At 50.8% G+C, this 19,505-nt stretch carries 15 protein-coding genes and 1 other RNA gene; 8 read left to right on the top strand and 8 right to left on the bottom strand.

Annotation, left to right across the window (positions count from 1 at the left end; genetic code table 11):
* Nucleotides 1-98 precede the first annotated feature (98 nt).
* Nucleotides 99-195, top strand: an RNA gene (gene ffs, locus ACFFJP_RS19165) — signal recognition particle sRNA small type.
* 47 nt (nucleotides 196-242) lie between these two features.
* Here the strand turns inward: ffs and ACFFJP_RS19160 are convergent.
* Together ACFFJP_RS19160 and ACFFJP_RS19155 are read right to left on the bottom strand one after the other, a co-directional pair.
* Nucleotides 243-419 carry a DUF2496 domain-containing protein gene (locus ACFFJP_RS19160; protein ID WP_377248143.1) on the bottom strand — a complete coding sequence of 59 codons (177 nt, stop codon included), beginning with the start codon at nucleotides 417-419 and terminating at the stop codon, nucleotides 243-245.
* The gene (locus ACFFJP_RS19155) at nucleotides 416-712 is read right to left on the bottom strand and encodes a late competence development ComFB family protein (protein ID WP_377248140.1); all 297 of its coding nucleotides are present in this window, start codon (nucleotides 710-712) and stop codon (nucleotides 416-418) included. Before ACFFJP_RS19155 ends, ACFFJP_RS19160 begins: the two co-directional genes overlap by 4 nt.
* Nucleotides 713-900: 188 nt before the next feature.
* Here ACFFJP_RS19155 and ACFFJP_RS19150 point away from each other — a divergent pair, with 188 nt between their 5' ends.
* Nucleotides 901-2,001, top strand: a complete 1,101-nt coding sequence (locus ACFFJP_RS19150; protein WP_377248137.1) for a tryptophan 2,3-dioxygenase family protein — start codon at nucleotides 901-903, stop codon at nucleotides 1,999-2,001.
* Here the strand turns inward: ACFFJP_RS19150 and ACFFJP_RS19145 are convergent, their stop codons facing one another.
* Genes ACFFJP_RS19145 through dinG form a run of 4 tightly spaced genes read right to left on the bottom strand, consistent with a single transcriptional unit; the run spans nucleotide 2,002 to nucleotide 6,345 of the window.
* A complete protein-coding gene (locus tag ACFFJP_RS19145; protein ID WP_377248134.1) occupies nucleotides 2,002-2,928 on the bottom strand; it encodes a histone deacetylase family protein in 927 nt (308 codons plus the stop codon).
* Nucleotides 2,928-3,533 (bottom strand): primosomal replication protein PriC, encoded by a 606-nt coding sequence (gene priC / locus ACFFJP_RS19140; RefSeq protein ID WP_377248131.1) that lies wholly within the window; start codon nucleotides 3,531-3,533, stop codon nucleotides 2,928-2,930. The genes ACFFJP_RS19145 and priC overlap by 1 nt, the downstream gene beginning before the upstream one ends.
* Entirely contained in the window at nucleotides 3,533-4,312 is a 780-nt protein-coding gene (locus ACFFJP_RS19135) for a sulfite exporter TauE/SafE family protein (RefSeq protein ID WP_377248128.1), read from the bottom strand. The genes priC and ACFFJP_RS19135 overlap by 1 nt, the downstream gene beginning before the upstream one ends.
* A 2-nt stretch (nucleotides 4,313-4,314) precedes the next feature.
* Nucleotides 4,315-6,345 (bottom strand): ATP-dependent DNA helicase DinG, encoded by a 2,031-nt coding sequence (gene dinG, locus ACFFJP_RS19130; protein ID WP_377248124.1) that lies wholly within the window; start codon nucleotides 6,343-6,345, stop codon nucleotides 4,315-4,317.
* Between the two features lie 422 nt (nucleotides 6,346-6,767).
* Here dinG and ACFFJP_RS19125 point away from each other — a divergent pair, with 422 nt between their 5' ends.
* The 3 genes from ACFFJP_RS19125 to ACFFJP_RS19115 all read left to right on the top strand — a co-directional run bounded on the left by ACFFJP_RS19125 (nucleotide 6,768) and on the right by ACFFJP_RS19115 (nucleotide 14,927).
* Entirely contained in the window at nucleotides 6,768-9,707 is a 2,940-nt protein-coding gene (locus ACFFJP_RS19125; protein WP_377248121.1) for a TonB-dependent receptor domain-containing protein, read from the top strand.
* A 606-nt stretch (nucleotides 9,708-10,313) separates the two neighbouring features.
* On the top strand, nucleotides 10,314-13,178 hold the full coding sequence (locus ACFFJP_RS19120) for a TonB-dependent receptor domain-containing protein (protein WP_377248118.1): 2,865 nt from the start codon (nucleotides 10,314-10,316) through the stop codon (nucleotides 13,176-13,178).
* Nucleotides 13,179-13,325: 147 nt separating this feature from the next.
* Nucleotides 13,326-14,927 (top strand): tetratricopeptide repeat-containing sulfotransferase family protein, encoded by a 1,602-nt coding sequence (locus tag ACFFJP_RS19115; RefSeq protein ID WP_377248115.1) that lies wholly within the window; start codon nucleotides 13,326-13,328, stop codon nucleotides 14,925-14,927.
* Nucleotides 14,928-14,930: 3 nt separating this feature from the next.
* On the opposite strand, the gene ACFFJP_RS19110 is transcribed toward ACFFJP_RS19115, so the two are convergent.
* Nucleotides 14,931-16,760: a tetratricopeptide repeat protein gene (locus tag ACFFJP_RS19110; protein WP_377248112.1), complete on the bottom strand. Its 1,830-nt coding sequence runs from the start codon at nucleotides 16,758-16,760 to the stop codon at nucleotides 14,931-14,933.
* 90 nt (nucleotides 16,761-16,850) lie between these two features.
* Nucleotides 16,851-17,228: a hypothetical protein gene (locus ACFFJP_RS19105; RefSeq protein ID WP_377248109.1), complete on the bottom strand. Its 378-nt coding sequence runs from the start codon at nucleotides 17,226-17,228 to the stop codon at nucleotides 16,851-16,853.
* Between the two features lie 282 nt (nucleotides 17,229-17,510).
* Between ACFFJP_RS19105 and ACFFJP_RS19100 the strand changes: the two genes are divergently transcribed.
* From ACFFJP_RS19100 to ACFFJP_RS19090, 3 genes are read left to right on the top strand one after another with little or no spacing between them, the layout of a single operon-like run.
* Nucleotides 17,511-17,864, top strand: a complete 354-nt coding sequence (locus ACFFJP_RS19100) for an HvfA family oxazolone/thioamide-modified RiPP metallophore (protein WP_377248106.1) — start codon at nucleotides 17,511-17,513, stop codon at nucleotides 17,862-17,864.
* A 1-nt stretch (nucleotide 17,865) separates the two neighbouring features.
* Nucleotides 17,866-18,699, top strand: coding sequence for an HvfB family MNIO-type RiPP peptide maturase (locus ACFFJP_RS19095; RefSeq protein WP_377248103.1), 834 nt, complete (start codon nucleotides 17,866-17,868; stop codon nucleotides 18,697-18,699).
* Complete coding sequence (locus tag ACFFJP_RS19090) at nucleotides 18,699-19,433, top strand: HvfC family RiPP maturation protein (RefSeq protein ID WP_377248100.1); 735 nt, start codon at nucleotides 18,699-18,701, stop codon at nucleotides 19,431-19,433. Before ACFFJP_RS19095 ends, ACFFJP_RS19090 begins: the two co-directional genes overlap by 1 nt.
* The last annotated feature ends 72 nt before the right edge of the window (nucleotides 19,434-19,505 follow it).

Here is a 19,505-nt window from a genome sequence, read left to right as displayed (position 1 = left end):
GTTGTCGCTGACAGATTTTTGGTTGCAGGCTAAAGCGCTTTTGCGCATAATGCCGCCGCACTCATTGCTGACGCCTGTCAGCAACACTATGGTGGCCTTATTGGTCCTCCCGCAATAGTAGTTCGTGAACCCGGTCAGGTCCGGAAGGAAGCAGCCGCAGCGAATGATCTATGTGCCGGGATGTGGCTGGTAAGGCTACCACCCAAACTCCCCAAATTTTATCTCATTAAGCTGTTGCAGGCTTATTGCTGCGCTTGCTGTTGATTTTGCAGTTTGCGCAGAAAATCTCTGGTCACTATTGGTAATGCAGCCAGCACAATGGCCGGATCAAGCTGATGTTGCTCTAACAGCATGATAAGGTCAACCGCCAGTTGCACTGCTGGCGGCGCTTGGTCTATCGATAGCTGATCGGTTGTCATGCTTCGGCAGGGGCAACCGGATCGATTTTTTTGTTATCCGGACTGTCGAGGAATGCTCTGGCTTTGCTGACGGCATCCTGTACCCGCGTCACCATTTCAAACCGCTCGGTTTGTGGCAGGTAAAATGCCATGTCCACTTCATAACGAATATATTTGCACGGCAACTGATTCAGCACAATACAACACAAATCAGCCAGGTATTCACTGTCATGGGCGTCACTAAGGCCCAGTTCACTGAGGTGATCGAGCATCAGTTTTTCATAATAATTATGGATATCGTCATGTAATTTCATCAACTACTCCCGCGAGTTGGGTTAAATCTGCCAGCAGGCAGCCGGTATCGACCCAGCATAACCATTAGTTGGCAAAAACGCCACCGGACTGACCAGAGTCCTCCGGCCGGGCACAGCTGCTGACATTCACCGATGGTCACGTTAGACTGCTTTGTCTTCCTCAGGGCCTAGGGCCGGAATAATAAAAAATGCAAAAAAATACCACTCCCTGCTATTACGGCGATTATCTGCAACTCGACAAAATCTTGGCGGCGCAAGCGCCCGAGAGTGCCCGTTATGGCAATGAAGCGCATGACGAAACCTTGTTTATCGTGGTGCATCAGGTATATGAACTTTGGTTTAAACAAATTCTGCATGAGTTAAAAGCGGTGCTGACCGTATTCGCTGAACCAGTGATCCACGACCAGCAACTGACTGGCGTGGTGCATAAACTCAAGCGGGTCATTACCATTCAGCAGCTGCTAAACCAGCAGATTGGTGTGATGGAAACGATGACACCGCAGGATTTTATGTCGTTTCGCGACTATCTGGTACCGGCGTCTGGTTTTCAGTCGGTGCAATTTAAGATGCTGGAAATTGGGTTGGGCCTGAAAAGTGAGTTCCGCATCGATTTTGACAAAAACTCGTTTTATAACCGGCTGAACGACAAAGACCGCGAGTTCCTGCAAAGCTTTGAAACCTTGCCATCGCTATTTGAGCGCGTGCAGGCTTGGCTTGAGCGGATGCCATTCCTGGAATTTGGCGATTTCAGTTTCTGGCAGATGTACCAGCAGGTAACGGCACAAATGCTCGACGAAGATCAGCAAACTGTCGAATCAATTGCTGCGCTGGCAGCGCCGGAGCGGCAGTTACAGCTCGATGAGATTGAACGTACCCGCGCGAAGTTTAATGCGTTGCTCGATGCAGACAAGTACGCCGAGTTACAACAACAAGGCAGCTTCCGTTTGAGTCAGCGTGCGATGTTAGGCGCCTTGTTTATTAGTTTGTATCAGGAAGAACCGGTGTTTAACTTGCCGTTTCAAGTACTGACCTGTCTGACCGAAATCGATGAAAACCTGACGATCTGGCGCTATAAACACGCGATGATGGTGCAGCGGATGCTCGGGACCAAAATTGGTACCGGTGGCTCCAGTGGCCATGACTACCTAAAACGCACGACGGAGAAAAACCGCGTGTTCACCGACTTATTTCATATGGCCACTTTTTTAGTGCCCAAAGCCAGTCTCCCGGTTCTGCCGGCTCCGGTGCGGCGGCAGCTGGGGTTCTATTTCTCCGGGGATGCGGGTTAATCAGTCCCAGAGTAATGCTTGCGCCGGCGTGTAGACGGCGCAAGCAGCACGGAATAATTGGCTGTGCACTCCGGTCAGTTTGGTCATATCGCGTTGATAACCGCCGCCAATGACTGCTGCCACTGGGATCTGTAAGGCACGACAGCGCTCAAAGACAAAACGATCGCGCTGAAACACGCCCAAGGTGGAAACTTGCAACAGGCCTAAATCGTCGTCCTGATGGATATCAACGCCAGCGTCATACAACACCAGATCGGGTTGATGCAGGTGTAATAAATAATCCAGACTGGTTTTGACTGCGTCCAGATAGTCCTCGTCGCCACAGTGCGTTGGTAAAGCAATATCCCAATTGGATTGTTGCTTGCGCGCCGGGAAGTTTTTCTCGCCGTGAAGAGATGCTGTGATGATGTTCGGTTCGTCCGCAAACAGCAGGGCAGTGCCGTCCCCCTGATGCACGTCACAGTCGAAAATCAGCACTTTTTCGACACCTTGTTGCCGTGCGGCTTTGGCCGCCACGGCTAAATCGTTAAACAGGCAAAAGCCGGCGCCTTCTTCGGCAAAGGCATGATGGTAGCCACCGCTCAGGTGCAGCGCGACGCCATGTTTGAGGGCTAGTTGCATGGTGCGGACAGTGCCCCCAACCGATTGCAAACTACGCTGCAGAAGAAATTCTGACCAGGGAAAGCCAATCCGGCGCATCGCTTTGCTGTCGAGTCGGCCATAACACAACGCGTCGATATAATCCGGGTGATGCACGAAGCCGAGTTGCGCCGGAGTTGCCGGCGGCGCATCCAGCTCAAACCAGGTTTCCGGCACGCCGACGCGCAATAAATGCTGATAGAGCGCACGATACTTACCGATCGGGTAGCGATGCCGTTCCGGCAATACCAAATCGCTGTAGCATTCGTGGTAGACCATTGGCAGCATCAGGATTTACGTCCGCGCTGTTCGTACCACTGGATCTCCGCTTCCAGCGCACTAATCGCTTTACGGCAACGGCCAAGCCTGGCATGTAAAGCCAACTGCATGGCCGGTGGTTGTTGCAGCTGGGCTGATTCCTGCACCATGTCCTGCAGACGGCGCTCAAAACCACGATACTCAGCTAACTGCTGGTGCATGGCTTGAGCTGTGCCGCCCAGTTGCGCCAGCAGCTGACCAGCCTGATGTCGTGCCACTGTTGCCGGTGCGGTTTTATTGCGCGCCGCGCGCCATTTCGGTGCTTGTTCTTTTTGCCGCACATCTTGGCTAGAGAAGGCCTGCATCAGGGCTTGCACCTGTGCCGCCAGTTTTTCACACAACATTTGTTGAGATTGCAGGGCTTGCGGTTTATCCAGATAAGTCTTAATTCGCTGACACAGCTGCATACTTTCCTGCACATAGTCGAGTAAATGGCGTGAACGGGTCTGAAACAACTGACTTGAAAAGCAATCGCGTTGCTGCCAGTCCGGCAAATGCTGATCAAGCTTGCCAGCCCGTGCTGCCAAAGTAAGTAACTGGTGTTCGAGTTGTTGCAGCAGTTGCTGTGCCGCCATCAGGTATGACTCCATTGTTGCCACAAAAGTCGGGTTGCAATCGCCATGACCATCAAAATAAACAGTGGTTTAATCAGTTTGCTGCCAAACCGGATCGCCGTGTGAGCACCAAGATAAGAGCCGGCCATCAGGCACAGTCCCATCGCAATCCCAAGCTGATAATGAATATGTCCTAATAAGCCGAAGGTGACTAATGCCACGCCATTAGAAATAAAATTCATCGTGCGGGCCAGGCCGCTGGTTAGCAGCAGATTGATTTTATACAGCGCCATGCTGGAGACCATCCAGAATGAACCGGTACCTGGTCCGGCGATCCCGTCGTAGAAACCCAGCACGAACCCCTGAGTGCGTTGAGTCCAGATGTGTTGCCGGTTTTGCAGCGGTAATTGCTGCTGGTCATCATGCGGCACTTTGGCGAACAAACTATAAATGGCTGCCAGCAGGATTAATATCGGCAGCACTTTTTCCAATGCGCTTTTGCTGATTTGATCTACCACCAGCACGCCGATACAGGCGCCAATCGCGGTAGCCAACAACGCGTGGCGCCAGAAATGGGGATCAAACAGCTTTTTCTTATAATAAGTGTAAGAAGCGGTCAGCGAGCCAAAAGTTGCGGCCAGCTTGTTAGTGCCTAGCACCAAATGTGGGGGCAGGCCGGCAGTCAATAACGCCGGGACTGTCAACAAACCACCGCCTCCGGCAATGGCATCAATGAAACCGGCGACAAAGGCAACAGCACAGAGCAAAGCCAGTGTAGTGGGGTCGAGCAGTACTTCCATGATTATTCATCTATCTGACGTTGAAAGGGCGGCAGGGCATTTAACATAGCGCTGCCATAAGATTTGCTGACCAGACGCCGGTCGAGGATCACTATCCGGCCATAATCCTGTTCCTGGCGCAGCAGTCTACCACAGGCCTGCACCAGTTTGCGTGCCGCGGCCGGCACCGTCAGGGTTAGAAAGGCATTGCCGCCGCGTTTAGTGATGGCTTCTGCCATGGCCGCTTCAAATGGCGAAGTGGGGACGGCAAAGGGTAATTTGGTGATCACCAGATTGGTCAGCAGTTTGCCCGGCAAATCCAGACCTTCGGAAAAACTCTGAGTGCCGAACAAAATGCTGCCACTGCCGCCGTCAATTTTACTTTTATGCAGATCCAGTAGCGCCTGCCGGCTGGCTTCACCTTGCACTAACAAACTCAGCCCTTGCTGGCGTATGGCTGCGGCGACCTGTTCCATTTGCCAGTACGAGGCGAACAACACCAGATTGCCGGCATCTGGCTGCAAAAAGCTGGCAAGACGCTGGCAGAGCTCGTCGGTAAAAGCATCTGCAGTGGGCTCCGTGTTCAGCCGCGGAATGTGGATCAGGCCACGTTCGCGAAAGGCAAAAGGCGAAGCGACTTCCAGCTGGCGCAAGCCCGGGTGATCGGTCAGGCCCAATTCACGGCTGATATGCTCAAAACTGCCGAGCGTTTTTAATGTGGCAGAACATAACAACACGGCCTGAGCCTGGCTAAATAACAAATCTTCTAACTGAAAACTGACCGATAACGGGCAGGCATGACCACTGATATGCTGGGCGTCCGCTTCCAGCCAGCGTGCTTGATTGACATGGTGTTGTGATTGGTTCCAGCAGGCCCACAGTTCAGCCTGACTGCTGAATTTTTGCTGTAACTGACTCAGTTCCTGCTGCAGGCTGGCTAAAGCAGTGGTAGACAGTTTGCCGTCATTGGCCACTTCGAGCAGTAACTGAAACAGTTTGTCGATGGACGTGAGTACCTTCTGGCTGCTGTCGCGCAGTGGCTCTGCCTGGCGTTGCAGTAAATCCGGCAATATCGCATCGGCGAACCTGACATGAGGTTCATCGCCGGCAGCGGCCCGGAATAACGCCGCAATTTGGCGTTGTACCGGCTGATAGTGACCAAAAAACTCATCGGTTGCGTCTGCCAGTCGCAGCAGCTCACCAATGGCAGCATGTTGTGGCAACAGCTTGTTCAGCATTTGCTTCAATTTTTGCACTTTATCTTGCCACAGACTGGCTTCGCTGCTGAGTAACGCGCGTGCCGAGAAATAATCCCGGCCCACATCGGCCAGATGGTGTGCCTCATCAATGACGTAAATGCAGTCTTCGGGGGCTGGCAACACACTACTGCCGGCATCAAGATCGGCCAACAGCAAGGCGTGATTCACCACCAGCACCTGACTGTCCTCAATTTCGGCGCGTGCCAAATGGAAAGGGCAGTTGCGGTGCGCCGCATGCTGTCGCGGACAGTGATAGGCGTCGGCTTGCAGCAATTGCCAGCTTGTCTCCGGCAATGCTTCGGGCAATGAATCGCGATCTCCCAGCCAGCTGCGGCTTTTCCAGTCCTCCAGCAAACGCGCCAACTGACCTAACTGCACCTGCGCAAATAATTCAGGTTGTTGAATTTGTTGCTGCAGGCGCTGAATGCAGGCATAACGCTGGCGGCCTTTCACCAGACTGAACTGGAAATCTATACCGCTATGTTTTTGGAAGAATGGCAAATCTTTATTCACCAGCTGTTCCTGCAGCGCTACTGTGGCGGTGGCAATCACCAAGGTTTTTTTCTGTGCCAGTGCCAATGGAATGGCGGCCATCAGATAGGCCAGTGATTTGCCAGTGCCAGTGCCGGCCTCAATCAAACCAATCCGATCGTGGTTGTGATAGCTACCGGCCAAAATATTGGCCATCTCAGCGACCAGCTGATTTTGACCTGGCCTTGGCTGATAGCCCGGTAGGTTTGCTTTCATTTGTTGGTGAATAGAACGGATTTGTTGTTTCAGCGCGTCGCTTAGCATAAGAAGATCTGTATGAAAGTACAGTGTTGCCAGTCTAATGTGCAGAATGCCTCTGCGGCAAACTAATTCGCAGATTTGGCGTGGTCAGACCAGATTTTTGAGACAAAATAAACACCACTACAAATGTTAATAAAATCGTAAAATTGTGGTTTTTTGGCATGCAAAGTTCGTGCGTAAGTGTTTGTATCTGAATATTAAATTGGGTTAAGTGGTGGTTATTTTGATTTTGTTCACAAATGTAAGAACGGATGGCGTGACCTGTTTGATGCGATGAAGTTCCCAGTAAATGCATTGACCTTAAAAATAAAATCCGATATTTATGCTGCCAGTATTGTGTTAGGTCCCGATACTTTTCGTTAATACGCCGGTATTAACTTTACAAATAGAATCACTTTCCTTAAGTGGTCCAGGGAGAAAAATCAATGTTTACAAATACCAAAGTTACCCACGCGGTTCGATTGGCACTGGTATTCGGTGCTGCTTCTACAGCTGCTCTGAGCACTAATGCTGTTGCTCAGGAAACTGAAGAAGCGAAAAAAGTAGAACGGATTGAAGTGACTGGTTCTCGTATCAAACGTACTGATATGGAAACCGCACAACCAGTTCTGGCTATCAGCCAGGAAGATATTTCTCGTTCAGGTCTGGTCAGCGTCGGTGACGTATTAAAAGAAATTTCAACCAACGGTGCCGCTTTAGGCTTACAAACCAACAACGGTAACACTGGTGGTGCATCGCGCGTCAACCTGCGTAACTGTTCATCTAACCGCACGCTGGTACTGGTTAACGGCCGTCGCTGGGTGGCTGACCTGAATGGTGCTGTGGACTTATCAACAATCCCACTGGCTGCAATCCGCTCTGTAGAAATTCTGAAAGATGGCGCATCTTCAATCTACGGTACCGATGCAATGTGTGGTGTTGTAAACATCATCACTAAAAACGACTTTGATGGTGCAGAAATCTCTGCCTACAACGGTCAGACGTCTTTTGAAGATGGCAAACGTGAAACTTATTCTGCGACTTTCGGTACTTCTACCGAGAAGTCAAACGCCCTGATCAACGTCAGCTATACCAAGCAAGAGCCAATCATGGGCGGCGATCGTGAGATCTCTTCAGTGCCTATCTATGGTCTGCCAGCAAACGTTTCGATCAACGGCGGTCGCGCATCACCAACGACTCCATATGGTCAGTTCCCGGTCAATGGCGTATCGATGACGCTGGACCCGAGCAAAGCTGGTTGTGTTGCAAACAAAGTTTGTACTTCAACAGCTGACTTCAGACCATTTAACGGCAACACAGATGGTTATAACTTCGCACCAGTGAACTATATCCAACAACCTTCTGAAACACTGTCTCTGTACGCGCAAGGTGGTTATGCCATCACCGATACACTGAACTGGAAAACAGAAGTGCTGTTCAACGAGCGGACTTCAACTGCACAGCTGGCGGCTCAGCCATTAAGCGGCACGCCAATGGTTGTTGACGCAGCCAACATGTACAACCCGTTCAAAACGCGTATTTCTGGTGCGTCATTCCGCCCAATCGTTTCTCCACGTGTGTTTGGTGCAGAAGTGGATACCTGGCGTTTTGGTACCAGCTTAGATGGTGAATTTGAACTGGTAGACCGCACCTTCACTTGGGATGCTGCGGCAACTTACTCTGACAACTCATTCGTTGCACTGAAAGAAGGTTTCTTCCATTCAGGCCGTTTCACTACAGCGATGGGTCCATCTTTCGTGAATGCGCAAGGCGTACCGACTTGTGGTACCGTGGCGGCTCCAATTGCTGGTTGTGTGCCATTTAACGTATTCGGTGGTCCAACAGGCGTAACACAAGCCATGCTGGATTATGTATCTGTAGCACCACGTGACTTAGCTTACGCCAAAATGTGGGACTACTCGGCGAACATCACCACAGACCTGTTTGAACTGCCAGCTGGTATGGTTCAGGTAGCTGCTGGTACTGAGATCCGCCGTGAATCAGGTTTCACCAGCCCAGAGCCGCTGACTGTATTAGGTCAGGTATTGGGTGATAACGCTGCCACCCCAACCAAAGGTGGTTATGGCCTGAAAGAAGTTTATTTAGAAGCAAACCTGCCATTACTGGCTGATGTTACATTTGTAGAAAGTCTGGACCTGTCAGTTTCTACCCGTTATTCAGATTATTCTACCTTTGGTGACACCACCAATAGCAGCTATAAACTGACTTACCGCCCAACGTCTGAAGTGATGTTCCGCGCCAGCTTTAACGAAGGCTTCCGTGCGCCATCCATTCAGGAACTGTACCAAGGCATGAACGACTCGCGTCCAACCGCGAATGATCCATGTTCAACGCCACCAGCAGGTTCAGCACCAATTGCTGCCGATATCGCTGCACGTTGTGCCGCAGCCGGTGTACCAGTTGGTTTCGTGCAGAAACTGCCTCAAATCCAGGCAAAAGTAGGTGGTAACCCGGATCTGCAACCAGAGACTTCTGAGTCATGGGCCGGTGGTGTGGTGTATAGCCCAGACTTCATCGAAGGTCTGAGCCTGACATTAGACTGGTACAAAATCGAAATCGCCAATGCGGTTGGTTCATACAGTGCACAACGTGTGTTTGATGGTTGCTACAAAGAAGGCGATGCCAAGTACTGTCAGCTGTTAACTCGTGACAAAACTGGTGCTCTGAACGGCAACATCGGCGAAGTTGACTTTATGGCGCTGACCAACCAGAACTTCAAAGGTGGTTCACATGTAGAAGGTGTCGACCTGAACATCGATTACCGTTTCACCACTGATTACGGTACCTGGCGCATCAACAACGATAACGCTTACGTGATCTATGATGGTTCACTGGGTAAACTGAAACGTGGCGAGTTGACTCTGGATGGTTCTCTGTCTGGTGGTAACGCTTCAGGTCGTCTGACAGCTGGTGCTTCTGGTGGTGGTACAGCTTACCGTCTGAAGTCAAACACGACTCTGACGTGGAGCAAAGATGACTGGAACGCGTCAGTTACTGCTCAGTATCTGGGTAAACTGACTGAAGAATGTAACCTGGTTATCGGTGTTGCGAATGGTCTGAAACAACCAGCACTGAAAAATCTGTGTTCAAACCCAGATGGCACTCGCATGGGTTATACCCTGTCCAATGGTCAGCCAAAAGAAGTACCAAACGAAGCTTGGGCAACCAACGAGCTGAAAGCGACTGTGTACTTTGACGGTCAAATCGGCTGGACTTCACCTTGGAACAGCGATATTTCAGTTGGTGTGCGTAACATTTTCGACAAAGAACCACCGGTTGCTTATTCAGCATTCGCTAACTCTTTCGACCCGAACTACCGTACACCAGGCCGTTTCTACTACGTGAGCTTCACTCAGAAGTTCTAATAGATTCAGCATTGAACTGTTAAAAAAAAGCCGGCTGATGCCGGCTTTTTTATTGAAAGTAGTTTTAGCGCTTCAGTTGCACATAGCTTTTTGCCATTGAACTGACGGCAATTGGACTCTGTTAAAAACGCAATAAGAACTGTTATCAGTCATATGTAAGAAATTTTGCGCTTTTGACTCAGAATTGTAACAACATTCTGCAGAATTAATCTGTATTGATTTTTTTACGAGATTAAATTTCGAGCAAACAGTCATGCGGCTGAAAAATTCACTTAATCGGATGCAAAAAGGGGTAATTTACCAAATAAGCCCCGACTGCTAACATATAAAAAACATAATTACCCTTTATTATTTTCCTTTCATTCGAATCTTTGCATATTCCCTGTAAGCGGCACGACTGCTGGCTTGGCGAATAGTTCCCTGCATCTGCAAATCTCTGTGGGAATTTGTGTAAAAGCGGTTGACCCGTTTAAAAAAATACTCTTATTATCCAGTGGTCAGTTTCCGCGCATAGCGGAAAAAATTGCCCGAACTACCAGTATGGCGGGTAATGCCAGTTGACTTACAGACAACAAAATCACTGCTAAGTGGTCCAGGGAGATAATAATGTTTAGTAACAATAAAACAGCAAATGCCGTGCGTATTGCCCTTGCATTCGGCGCAGCTTCAACAGCAGCCTTTACCTCAACTGCTGTGTCTGCTCAAGAGCAGACTGAAGAAGCGAAAGACAAAGTAGAACGTATCGAAGTTACAGGTTCACGGATTAAACGTACCGACATTGAAACTGCGAGCCCGGTACAAATCACTTCTGCGGAAGACATCAAGCTGTCAGGTTTCACCAAAATCGAAGATTTGATGAACAGCCTGCCGCAAATCGAAGCGTCAGAAACTTCATTCCAGGCCAACGGCGCCTCAGGTAACGCGACACTGGACTTACGTGGTCTGGGTGCTCAGCGTACATTAGTGCTGGTCAACGGCCGTCGTCTGCAACCAGGCGGTATCTACAACGCTGGTGCAGCTGACGTTAACCAAATCCCTTCAGCCCTGGTTGAGCGCGTAGAAGTGCTGACCGGTGGTGGTTCTGCTACTTACGGTGCGGATGCGGTTGCCGGTGTTGTTAACTTCGTGATGAAAAAAGATTTCGAAGGCATGGAGCTGACCTTAGGTGGTTCAGGTTACCAGCATGACAACGACAACAAATACATCCAGGGTCTGATGGACAAACGTAAGTTCACTTACCCTACAGGCAGCTCAGGCATTGACGGTAAAACCGGCAATATCGATCTGACTATGGGTGGTTCATTAGGTTCAAAAGGCCACGTGACTGCATATGCAACCTGGCGTCAGGTTGATGAACTGCGTCAAGAAGCCCGTGACTACTCAGCTTGTGCGTTAAACAACGCCGGTACTGCTTGTGGTGGTTCAGGTAACGCGGTAGTGCCTAACTTCTACTTCTATCCGGTAGTGAACGGTGCAACTGACTATGACAAGGAACAATTCTGGACGCTGAATTCAAGCAGCCAGTTCATTCCTTCAGTTGGTAACATCTACAACTATGCGCCAATCAACCACTTCATGCGTCCTGACGAGCGTTACACTTTAGGTGCGTTCGCCAACTATGAAATCAGCGAATATGTTCGTCCGTACTTAGAAGTGTCGTTCATGAACGACCGTACTGTGGCGCAGATTGCTGAATCAGGTACATTCTACGCGGAAGAATATCACTTAGATATCAACAACCCGTTGTTCAGCGATGCACAACGTGGTCAATTCCGTACCGCGTTCGGTAACGACGTGAAAACAGTTGCCGCTTATATCGGTAAACGGAACACAGAAGGTGGCCCACGTCAGTCAGACCTGGAACACACCTCTTTCCGCGTGGTAACTGGTACTGAAGGTATCATCAACGATACATGGTCTTATGACCTGTCATTCCAGCACGGTGTCACTACTTCTGGTGTTGCTTACCTGAACGACTTCTTCGGCCCACGTATCGCGCAAGCGTTAAGTGCTGAAGGTGCTGATCCATGTACTGGTTCATGTATCCCTTACCAAGTGTTCAAATACCAAGGTATTACTGGCGCACAAGCCAGCAACCTGACTGGTACTGCGGTCATGAAAGGTGTGACTTCAGAAACAATCCTGAACGGTTTCGCATCAGGTGAATTGGGCTTTACTCTGCCATCTCACTCAATGCCAGTCGCTGCTGTAATCGGTGTTGAACACCGTGAAAACAAATTCGAACGTACTGCGGACGAAGTATTTGCTAAAGGCTTACTGTTAGGTCAGGGCGGCCAGACTCCTTCTATCGAAGGTGGTTACACCGTGAAAGAAGTGTTCGGTGAATTAAGCATCCCGCTGGTTGAAGAAGTTGGTATCTTCAAAGATGTTACTTTAGGTCTGGGTGGTCGTTATTCAGATTACTCAACTTCAGGTAGCGAGCCAACTTACAAAGCTGAACTGGACTGGACTCCGATCGACGACTGGAAAATCCGTGCCAGCTACAACCGTGCAGTCCGTGCACCAAACGTTGGTGAACTGTTCGCACCGCAAACCAACGGTCTGTGGGGCGGTACTGACGGCTGTTCAGGCGCAACTCCGAAATACTCAGCTGCACAATGTGCGCTGACTGGTGTAACTGCGGCACAATACGGCAAAATTTCTGCCAGCCCGGCTGGTCAGTACAACGGCGTATTCGGTGGTAACCCGGATCTGAAACCAGAAGTTGCAGATACCATGTCTTTCGGTATCGTTGGTCAACCACTGGATAACCTGAACCTGTCAATCGACTACTGGGATATCCAACTGGATGAAGTTATCGGTAACGTATCTGCTCAGCTGACTGTTGACCAGTGTGCTACGACAGGTGCTGCTGCGTTCTGTAACAACATCAAACGTGCTCCTACAGGTAGCCTGTGGTTAGGTAACGCTGGTTTCGTTCAAGCAACGAACATCAACTTAGCCAGCCGTCACTGGCGTGGTATTGACGTTAGCTCTAACTACGAACAAGAAGTGTTCGGTGGTAAACTGACCGTCAAGATGATCGGCTCTATCAACATGAAGAAAGAGTACGAATCACTGCCAGGTAACGATTCAGCCACTTATGACTGTTCTGGTAACGTCAGCATCGACTGTTTCGCTCAACCAAAATGGCGTCACACGCTGTCAGCCAGCTACACCACAGGTGACTGGTGGTCAGCTACAGCGAAATGGCGTTACTATGGTCAGGTTGACTACGAGGGAACTACTGATCAGTTGATCCCAGATGGCATCAGTGCTCAGAGCTACCTGGACTTAGTTGGTTCATTCGATCTGAACGACCATGTTAGCTTACTGGCCGGTGTGAACAACGTACTGGACAAAGAACCTCCAATGGTTGGTCTGACTCTGTCTACAAACGCGAACACCGTATCAGGTTACTACGACACTCTGGGTCGTTACCTGCACGCTAGCGTAACAGTTCGCTTCTAATTCGAAGTTGAACCCCGAAAAAAGCCGGCTGTTGCCGGCTTTTTTTATCAGGTCATTTTGTATCTGGTGTGCGCTTGCAAAGAGTAGTTGCAGTGCGGGCCGGAACTGAGCACTCTTATCTCATTTCTTGCGGTATTGGGAATTGTCATGTCTTCTGAAGCGCTTCTATCATCCTTTTTGCAACTACTGCCACAGGTTTATCAGGCGTTACGCCAACAGCAATTTCAGGCTGTTGAAACTTTCTTACAGCGCCATCAGGTCGATCACCCGCAGTGGCGCGTGCTTGCTCTGGAGCTGGCTTTAAGCAGTGGCAATGACGCTGCAGTTGTGCCGATTATTACCGATATTTGCCGCAGAAGAGATGAGCAGGCAGGCGCGGCACTGCGTCTGGCGCAGCACTATGTGGCAACACGCCGGCGCTTAGAGTGTCGTCAGATGTTAGCTTTGATCGCCGAAGCACCGATTCAGGATGCGGGTTTTTACCGGGCCGTCGCGGCGGTATATAGTGCGCTGGATGATCCTTCAGCAGCTTTACCCTGGCTGGAGCAAGCCGTGTCCTGGTCGCCGCAGGATGCAGCTTTGCGTTTTGATCTGGCATTGGCACAGTTTTTTTTAAATCAAATGACAGCCGCGCAACAGAATCTCGCACTGGTGCTGGAGCAACTGCCGCTGGCCGGTAACGTGCTGCACCTGAGATCTGCTACCCGCAGCGCCAGCAACGACGATAATCATATTGCTGACCTGCAACAGCGTTTAGCACAGCGAGCGCTCAGGCCACAAGATGCTGTCGGTGCAGGTTATGCGCTTGCCAAAGAGTTAGAAGATATTGGGGACTATGCGGCTGCTTTTGTGGCCCTGCGTCAGGCGGCGACGCAAAAACGCCAGCAACTGCGGTATGACGCCCGCAGCGAGTTCGCAACCTTCGCCGCTATGAGGCAGCATTTTAACGCCGCGTTTTTTGCTCAGGCTGGATCAGTCCCGACGCCTGCGGCCATATCGACACTGAAACCTATTTTTATTCTTGGCATGCCGCGCACTGGCACAACCCTCGTCGAGCGGATCCTGGGCCAGCATCCTGACGTTATCTCGATTGGTGAATTTCCGGATTTTCCGCAGGAAGTGGGGCTCGCTGCCCAGCAAGTTCAAGGAGTTGGTTCTTTAGTTGAGGCGGCATTACAAATCGATTATCCGGCACTGGGCGCCCGCTACCTGCAACAAGCCGCAGCGATGGCGCAGGGCAAGCCAATTTTTATCGATAAATTGCCATTTAACTTTATTTACTGTGGCCTGATTAAAAAAGCTTTACCGCAGGCCCGGATCATCCATTTAGTGCGGGACCCGCTCGATACCTGTTTTGCAATTTATAAAACCTTGTTTAATCAGGTCTATTCGTTTTCATATCAGCTGGATGAGCTGGCAGATTATTTTATCGAATATAAAAAGCTGATGGCGCATTGGCACCAGGTGTTGCCGGGGCAAATCCTCGATGTGCATTATGAACAGGTGGTCGCTGAGCCCGAGAGCCAGGCGAAACGGATCCTGGATTGGTGTGATTTACCATGGCAACAAGACTTACTGGCCTTCCATCAGGCTAAATCTGCTTCGACCACAGCTAGCGCAGCGCAGGTCCGTCAACCTATTCACCAAAAATCTGTGCAAAAGTGGCGTCAGTTTGCAAATGAACTGACCCCTGTGCGTGAACGGTTATTTGCCGCGGGTTTGATTGATGCGAGTGGTGATCCAGTCTGACCCTCAAACCGGCATGATGTCGCAGGGGGCTGTCATGCGGAAGTCGTGACCATTGCTGGTATGAAACGGATAAGTGCCATGCCAGACAAAACTTGGAAATAACACAACAAGACCCGGCACGGGGCAAATTGCCTGCGCCACTTCTTCCTGATCACCCAGCAGCAGAGAGGTTTCACCAAGTTTTAGCCAGCCCTGTCGCAATGGGTCGTCCGGCCGGATGCAGTCTGGCAACTCGAGATAGGTGCAGGCAGATAACCAACCTTGCGGATGCACGTGATTGGTATGAAAACCTTGATCGGCTAACCGGACTGACCAACTACCGGAGAAACGGAATTGCTTGTTGTTTCGGCCCAGCAGTGGATGTTCAGCATCTTGCGGTAGACGCTGCAGGTATTCGTGGATCCTTTGTTCCAATGCGGCACGAAATTGTTGGATCGCCGGGTCTGGTTCAGACAACAGCCGTCCCAAAGTTTGAGTGCCACCGCGGACGCTTTGATCTAACGGCTGACGCGTACTGGTATGTAAACGTCGGATCACCGGGTTCAGCACGGCCAGAAACTCTGCCAGACTTTGATAACCTGGTGGCGTCGGCAGAGGCCGGGCGTCAATCAAAGTTGGGTAGTTATTCAGCCAGTCGGTTTTTGCATCGCCTAGCAGACGCCAACAAGTACCCAAATAAGCCCAGATCTCCTGATCCTGTGGACTCAGCTGCCGAGCTTGCTGCAATAGCTGCACGGCATGGTCTAGTTGCTGCAACCGAATGGCATAGTTTGCGGCATCAATCAGGGCCCGCACCCGGAATGCCGGCGGTGTTTGCGGATGTTGTAATGCTTCAGTGGTCAGTGCTGCGGCTTGACGAATATCACCCGTTTTCGCAACTTGTACTCCCAGCGCATGCAACAAGTCAGGCAAACGGCCATGTAAATGCAGACCAGCCTCGAGCAAGCGCGTCGCTTCGCTATTATCACCTGATTGGATCAACAAGGTGGCCAGGCAATAACGCAGCGCCAATGCCTCGGGTTGTGCCTGTAGTGTTTGGCTGGTTAACTGTAGGAACTTTGCCAGGTTTTGTTGTTCCCAGTACAGCTGATTGAGCGCCTCGTGGGCGCCGATATGTAAAGGTTCCAGCGCAATAGCTTGCAGTAACGCGGATTCCGCATGCTGATCCTGACCTAAATCGTGTTGCAGACAGCCCGCAATAAAGTGCAAATCTGCCTGTTGTGGTGTGGCAATCAGCATTTGCCGGATGATCTCTGCTGCGGCGCCTGCTTGTTGTTGATCTCGGAGTAACTGGGCTTTTTGCCATAACAACTGCGACTGCGCAGGCCAGCGAACTAGTGCCTGCTCCAATGTTTGTAACGCCGCAGTGACTTGTTGCAGCTGTGCCAACGCACTGGCGAGAGGAGCATAGCTACGTGGGTCATCTGGCCGCAGTTGCTGCGCTTTTTGCAAACGTTGCTGTGCTAAAGCCGGTTGCTGGATCCGTAACGCCAGCAAACCAGCATTGAGCCAGGTGTCAGCTTGTTCTGGCGCTAAACTCAAGGCGCGTTGGTAAGCTTGTTCGGCTTGGTCAGTTTGCTCCAGTTGTTGCAACAGATTGCCGTAGTTGGACCAGACGACACTCTGTGCCGGCGCTGCTGCCAGACTGCGTTTAAACCATTGCAACGCTTGGTCGGCTTGGCCTTGTTGACGTGCACATAAAGCCAGCAGATGCAAAGCATCGGGTTGTTCCGGCACCAGCTGTAAGACTTGTAAGGCGAATTGACCGGCGCGGTCCAGCTGGCCCTGACCAAAAGCGGCAATGGCAGCCTGAAGAAATTGCTGAGCGTGCATAATCAACACTGAGTTCAAAGCAGAATGTGGCTAAATTAACAGAAAACAGGGTAAAGCGGCCAGCCGGATTGGACGACCACTTCGTCCATTTTAACAAAGAGCCCGGCTTTTGTTTTCGTGCAACTGACGTTCACAGCGGGCACAACGCTGTCTGGCCGGGTCTTGCTGCAGTAACTCACGTTCGATTCGGGCTTCGCAATCCGAACAGAGTCCATACAGACCCATATCCATCTGGCTAAGCGCTGCCTGCACCAATTCGAGTCTACGACTTTTTTGTTCCAGTTCGGGCGTCAGCCAATGCCGCAACAATTCAGGCCAATGGCTTAGTGCCTGATGCTCAAGCTGCAATAATAAGTGACTGAATTCGTCGGCATGATCGCGTTGCAGGTAGGAAAAGATATCCTCGCGTAGCTGCTGAAGTTCCTGCTGTAACTGGCCACGTAATTCCGGAATGAGAGACTTGGGCATAAGATCCTCAGCGCTGAAATAATGATTGAGGCTGCAGTGTGGCAAAAGACCACCAGCTCTGTGCTGATACAGATCAAAGCTATCTACAGTTGCAGGATTTTTTTCGACGCAACCGCCGGTCACCGCGAAATCCCCGTTGGTGGCCCGCGTGATCTTCCGGTCATTGCAAAATTTTACTATGCTCGGCGAAAGAAATTCCCAGTGACGTCGGTCTGGTGTGTTATCGGTGACAATAAACCGGTAGCCCAATACATCGTTCAAAACAACAGAAGGATTTAGCAGATGAATCAACAACAAAAAGTCAAAGCAGCCTTAGGTGGCCTGATGTTATCCGCGCTGGCCGGTTTAAGTGGCACCGCTCAGGCGTTTCAGGCAACAGAACTGAGCTCTGGTTATCAGCAGTCACCTGATGGTGCGGCACAACAAGCAGCAGATCCAAAAGCTGGCGCGGAAAAAGCTAAAGAAGGCAAATGTGGCGAAGGTAAATGCGGTGAAGGCAAGAAAGCCGACGCCAGCGCCGATAAAGCCAAAGAAGGTAAATGTGGTGAGGGCAAGTGCGGTGAAGGTAAGTGCGGTGGCGACAAAAAAGCCGGCACAGACAAAGCCAAAGAAGGTAAATGCGGCGGCATGAACTAATATGCCGCCGATCCAAGGCGTTGGATTGGGCCTGCGGCGTGAGCTGCTGGCCCCGTTGCAACAAGGCGAGCAGGGCATTGATTTTATCGAAGTCGCACCGGAGAACTGGATCCCCTTTGGTGGCCGGCTGCAACGCCAGTTTGCGGAGGTCGCGGCGCAATATCCGCTGATTTGCCACGGTTTGTCGCTGTCTATTGCTGGGCCGGATCCGCTGGATCTGGTCTTTCTGAATCAGCTGAAACAGTTTTTTCGTCAACATCAGGTGCATTTGTACAGCGAGCATCTGAGTTATTGTTCGGGGCAAGGGCATCTGTATGATCTGATGCCGGTGCCTTTTTGTGCTGAAGCTATTGATTATCTGGTGCCCCGTATTCGTCAGGTGCAGGACGTGTTGGAGCAGGAGCTGGTGCTGGAGAATATCTCTTATTACGACACGCCTGCATCGACCTTGTCTGAGCTGGAATTCCTGGGCGAAGTGCTGGATCGGGCAGATTGTGGTTTGCTGCTCGATGTGAACAATATTTATGTCAATTCGGTTAATCATAGTTATGACGCCAGTGCTTTTTTGCGTGCGCTACCGACCCAACGCATTCGCTATTGCCATGTAGCAGGTCACTTACGCCAAAGTGCTGACTTACTGATTGATACCCATGGTAGTGATGTCAATGACCCGGTCTGGGCTTTGTTAGCAGAAGCTTATGCTGTGCATGGCGTTAAACCGACATTATTAGAGCGCGACTTTAATCTGCCGCCTTTTGCTGACTTGATGACGGAAGTTGAACAGATCCGTCAGATCCAGCGGCAAGCATCGCGGCTCAACAGCGGGGCTGCCTGATGCACAGCTTTCAGCAGCAACAGCTGGCCTTTATAAACCGGATCAAAGATCCAAGCGCGCCTTTGCCGGCGGGCATGCGACCTGAGCGGATGGCCGTCTACGAAGAATTGTTTTTTAACAATGTACAGAATTTTGTTTCCAGCGCTTTTCCGGTGTTGCTGTCGATTGTTTCTGCAGCACATTGGCAAGCGTTGTGCCGGCAGTTTTTCCGCGAACAGCGGCTGCATAGTCCTTATTTTCTGCATATTTCCCAAGCTTTTCTGCACTGGCTACCGCAGGTCGAAGAACAATTGCCCCTGTTTGCGCTGGAGCTGGCTGAATATGAGTGGCTGGAACTGGCATTGGCGACTGATATCGCGATGGCCGCGTCAGGCTGGCAATTTAGTCCTAATTCCGCTTTGGCTTTGTCGCCACTGGCGCGTCTGTGTTGTTATCAATATCCGGTACAGCAAATTTCAGTACAGTTTCAACCGACTGCGCCGGCGGCACAACCGGTGTTTTTGCTGTTGTACCGCGATCATGCCGATCAGGTGCGCTTTCTCGAACTGAACGCCTGGAGTGCCGCATTGTTGCAGTTGATGCTGGCAGAACCAGGTCAGCAAATCAGCACCTATCTTGAATGGTTGCAGCCTTATGTTCCGCAATGGGACAGCGACCAGTTATTGGCCGAGGTGACGCCTTTGTTGACCGATTTTGCCTTGCGCGGCATTGTCACTGCTGCGGCCGAAAACTAGCCTTCAGTGCCCGTATCGTTGACCTTAGTTCCGACCAGAATTTTTCCGATAAAAATGCGCCTGGCCGCCGCG

Origin of the sequence: Rheinheimera tilapiae (assembly GCF_042432165.1) — a bacterium.
Classification (GTDB): Bacteria; Pseudomonadota; Gammaproteobacteria; order Enterobacterales; family Alteromonadaceae; genus Pararheinheimera; species Pararheinheimera tilapiae.
This window is presented reverse-complemented; position numbering and strand designations above follow the sequence as displayed.

Excerpts from the sequence above, each read along its gene's own strand:
- ACFFJP_RS19090 (WP_377248100.1), top strand. The coding sequence starts at position 18,699 with ATGCACAGCTTTCAGCAGCAACAGCTGGCCTTTATAAACCGGATCAAA.
- ACFFJP_RS19135 (WP_377248128.1), bottom strand. The coding sequence starts at position 4,312 with ATGGAAGTACTGCTCGACCCCACTACACTGGCTTTGCTCTGTGCTGTT.
- ACFFJP_RS19155 (WP_377248140.1), bottom strand. The coding sequence starts at position 712 with ATGAAATTACATGACGATATCCATAATTATTATGAAAAACTGATGCTC.
- ACFFJP_RS19115 (WP_377248115.1), top strand. The coding sequence starts at position 13,326 with ATGTCTTCTGAAGCGCTTCTATCATCCTTTTTGCAACTACTGCCACAG.
- ACFFJP_RS19145 (WP_377248134.1), bottom strand. The coding sequence starts at position 2,928 with ATGCTGCCAATGGTCTACCACGAATGCTACAGCGATTTGGTATTGCCG.
- priC (WP_377248131.1), bottom strand. The coding sequence starts at position 3,533 with ATGGCGGCACAGCAACTGCTGCAACAACTCGAACACCAGTTACTTACT.
- ACFFJP_RS19110 (WP_377248112.1), bottom strand. The coding sequence starts at position 16,760 with ATGCACGCTCAGCAATTTCTTCAGGCTGCCATTGCCGCTTTTGGTCAG.
- dinG (WP_377248124.1), bottom strand. The coding sequence starts at position 6,345 with ATGCTAAGCGACGCGCTGAAACAACAAATCCGTTCTATTCACCAACAA.
- ACFFJP_RS19100 (WP_377248106.1), top strand. The coding sequence starts at position 17,511 with ATGAATCAACAACAAAAAGTCAAAGCAGCCTTAGGTGGCCTGATGTTA.
- ACFFJP_RS19095 (WP_377248103.1), top strand. The coding sequence starts at position 17,866 with ATGCCGCCGATCCAAGGCGTTGGATTGGGCCTGCGGCGTGAGCTGCTG.
- ACFFJP_RS19105 (WP_377248109.1), bottom strand. The coding sequence starts at position 17,228 with ATGCCCAAGTCTCTCATTCCGGAATTACGTGGCCAGTTACAGCAGGAA.
- ACFFJP_RS19150 (WP_377248137.1), top strand. The coding sequence starts at position 901 with ATGCAAAAAAATACCACTCCCTGCTATTACGGCGATTATCTGCAACTC.
- ACFFJP_RS19125 (WP_377248121.1), top strand. The coding sequence starts at position 6,768 with ATGTTTACAAATACCAAAGTTACCCACGCGGTTCGATTGGCACTGGTA.
- ACFFJP_RS19120 (WP_377248118.1), top strand. The coding sequence starts at position 10,314 with ATGTTTAGTAACAATAAAACAGCAAATGCCGTGCGTATTGCCCTTGCA.
- ACFFJP_RS19160 (WP_377248143.1), bottom strand. The coding sequence starts at position 419 with ATGACAACCGATCAGCTATCGATAGACCAAGCGCCGCCAGCAGTGCAA.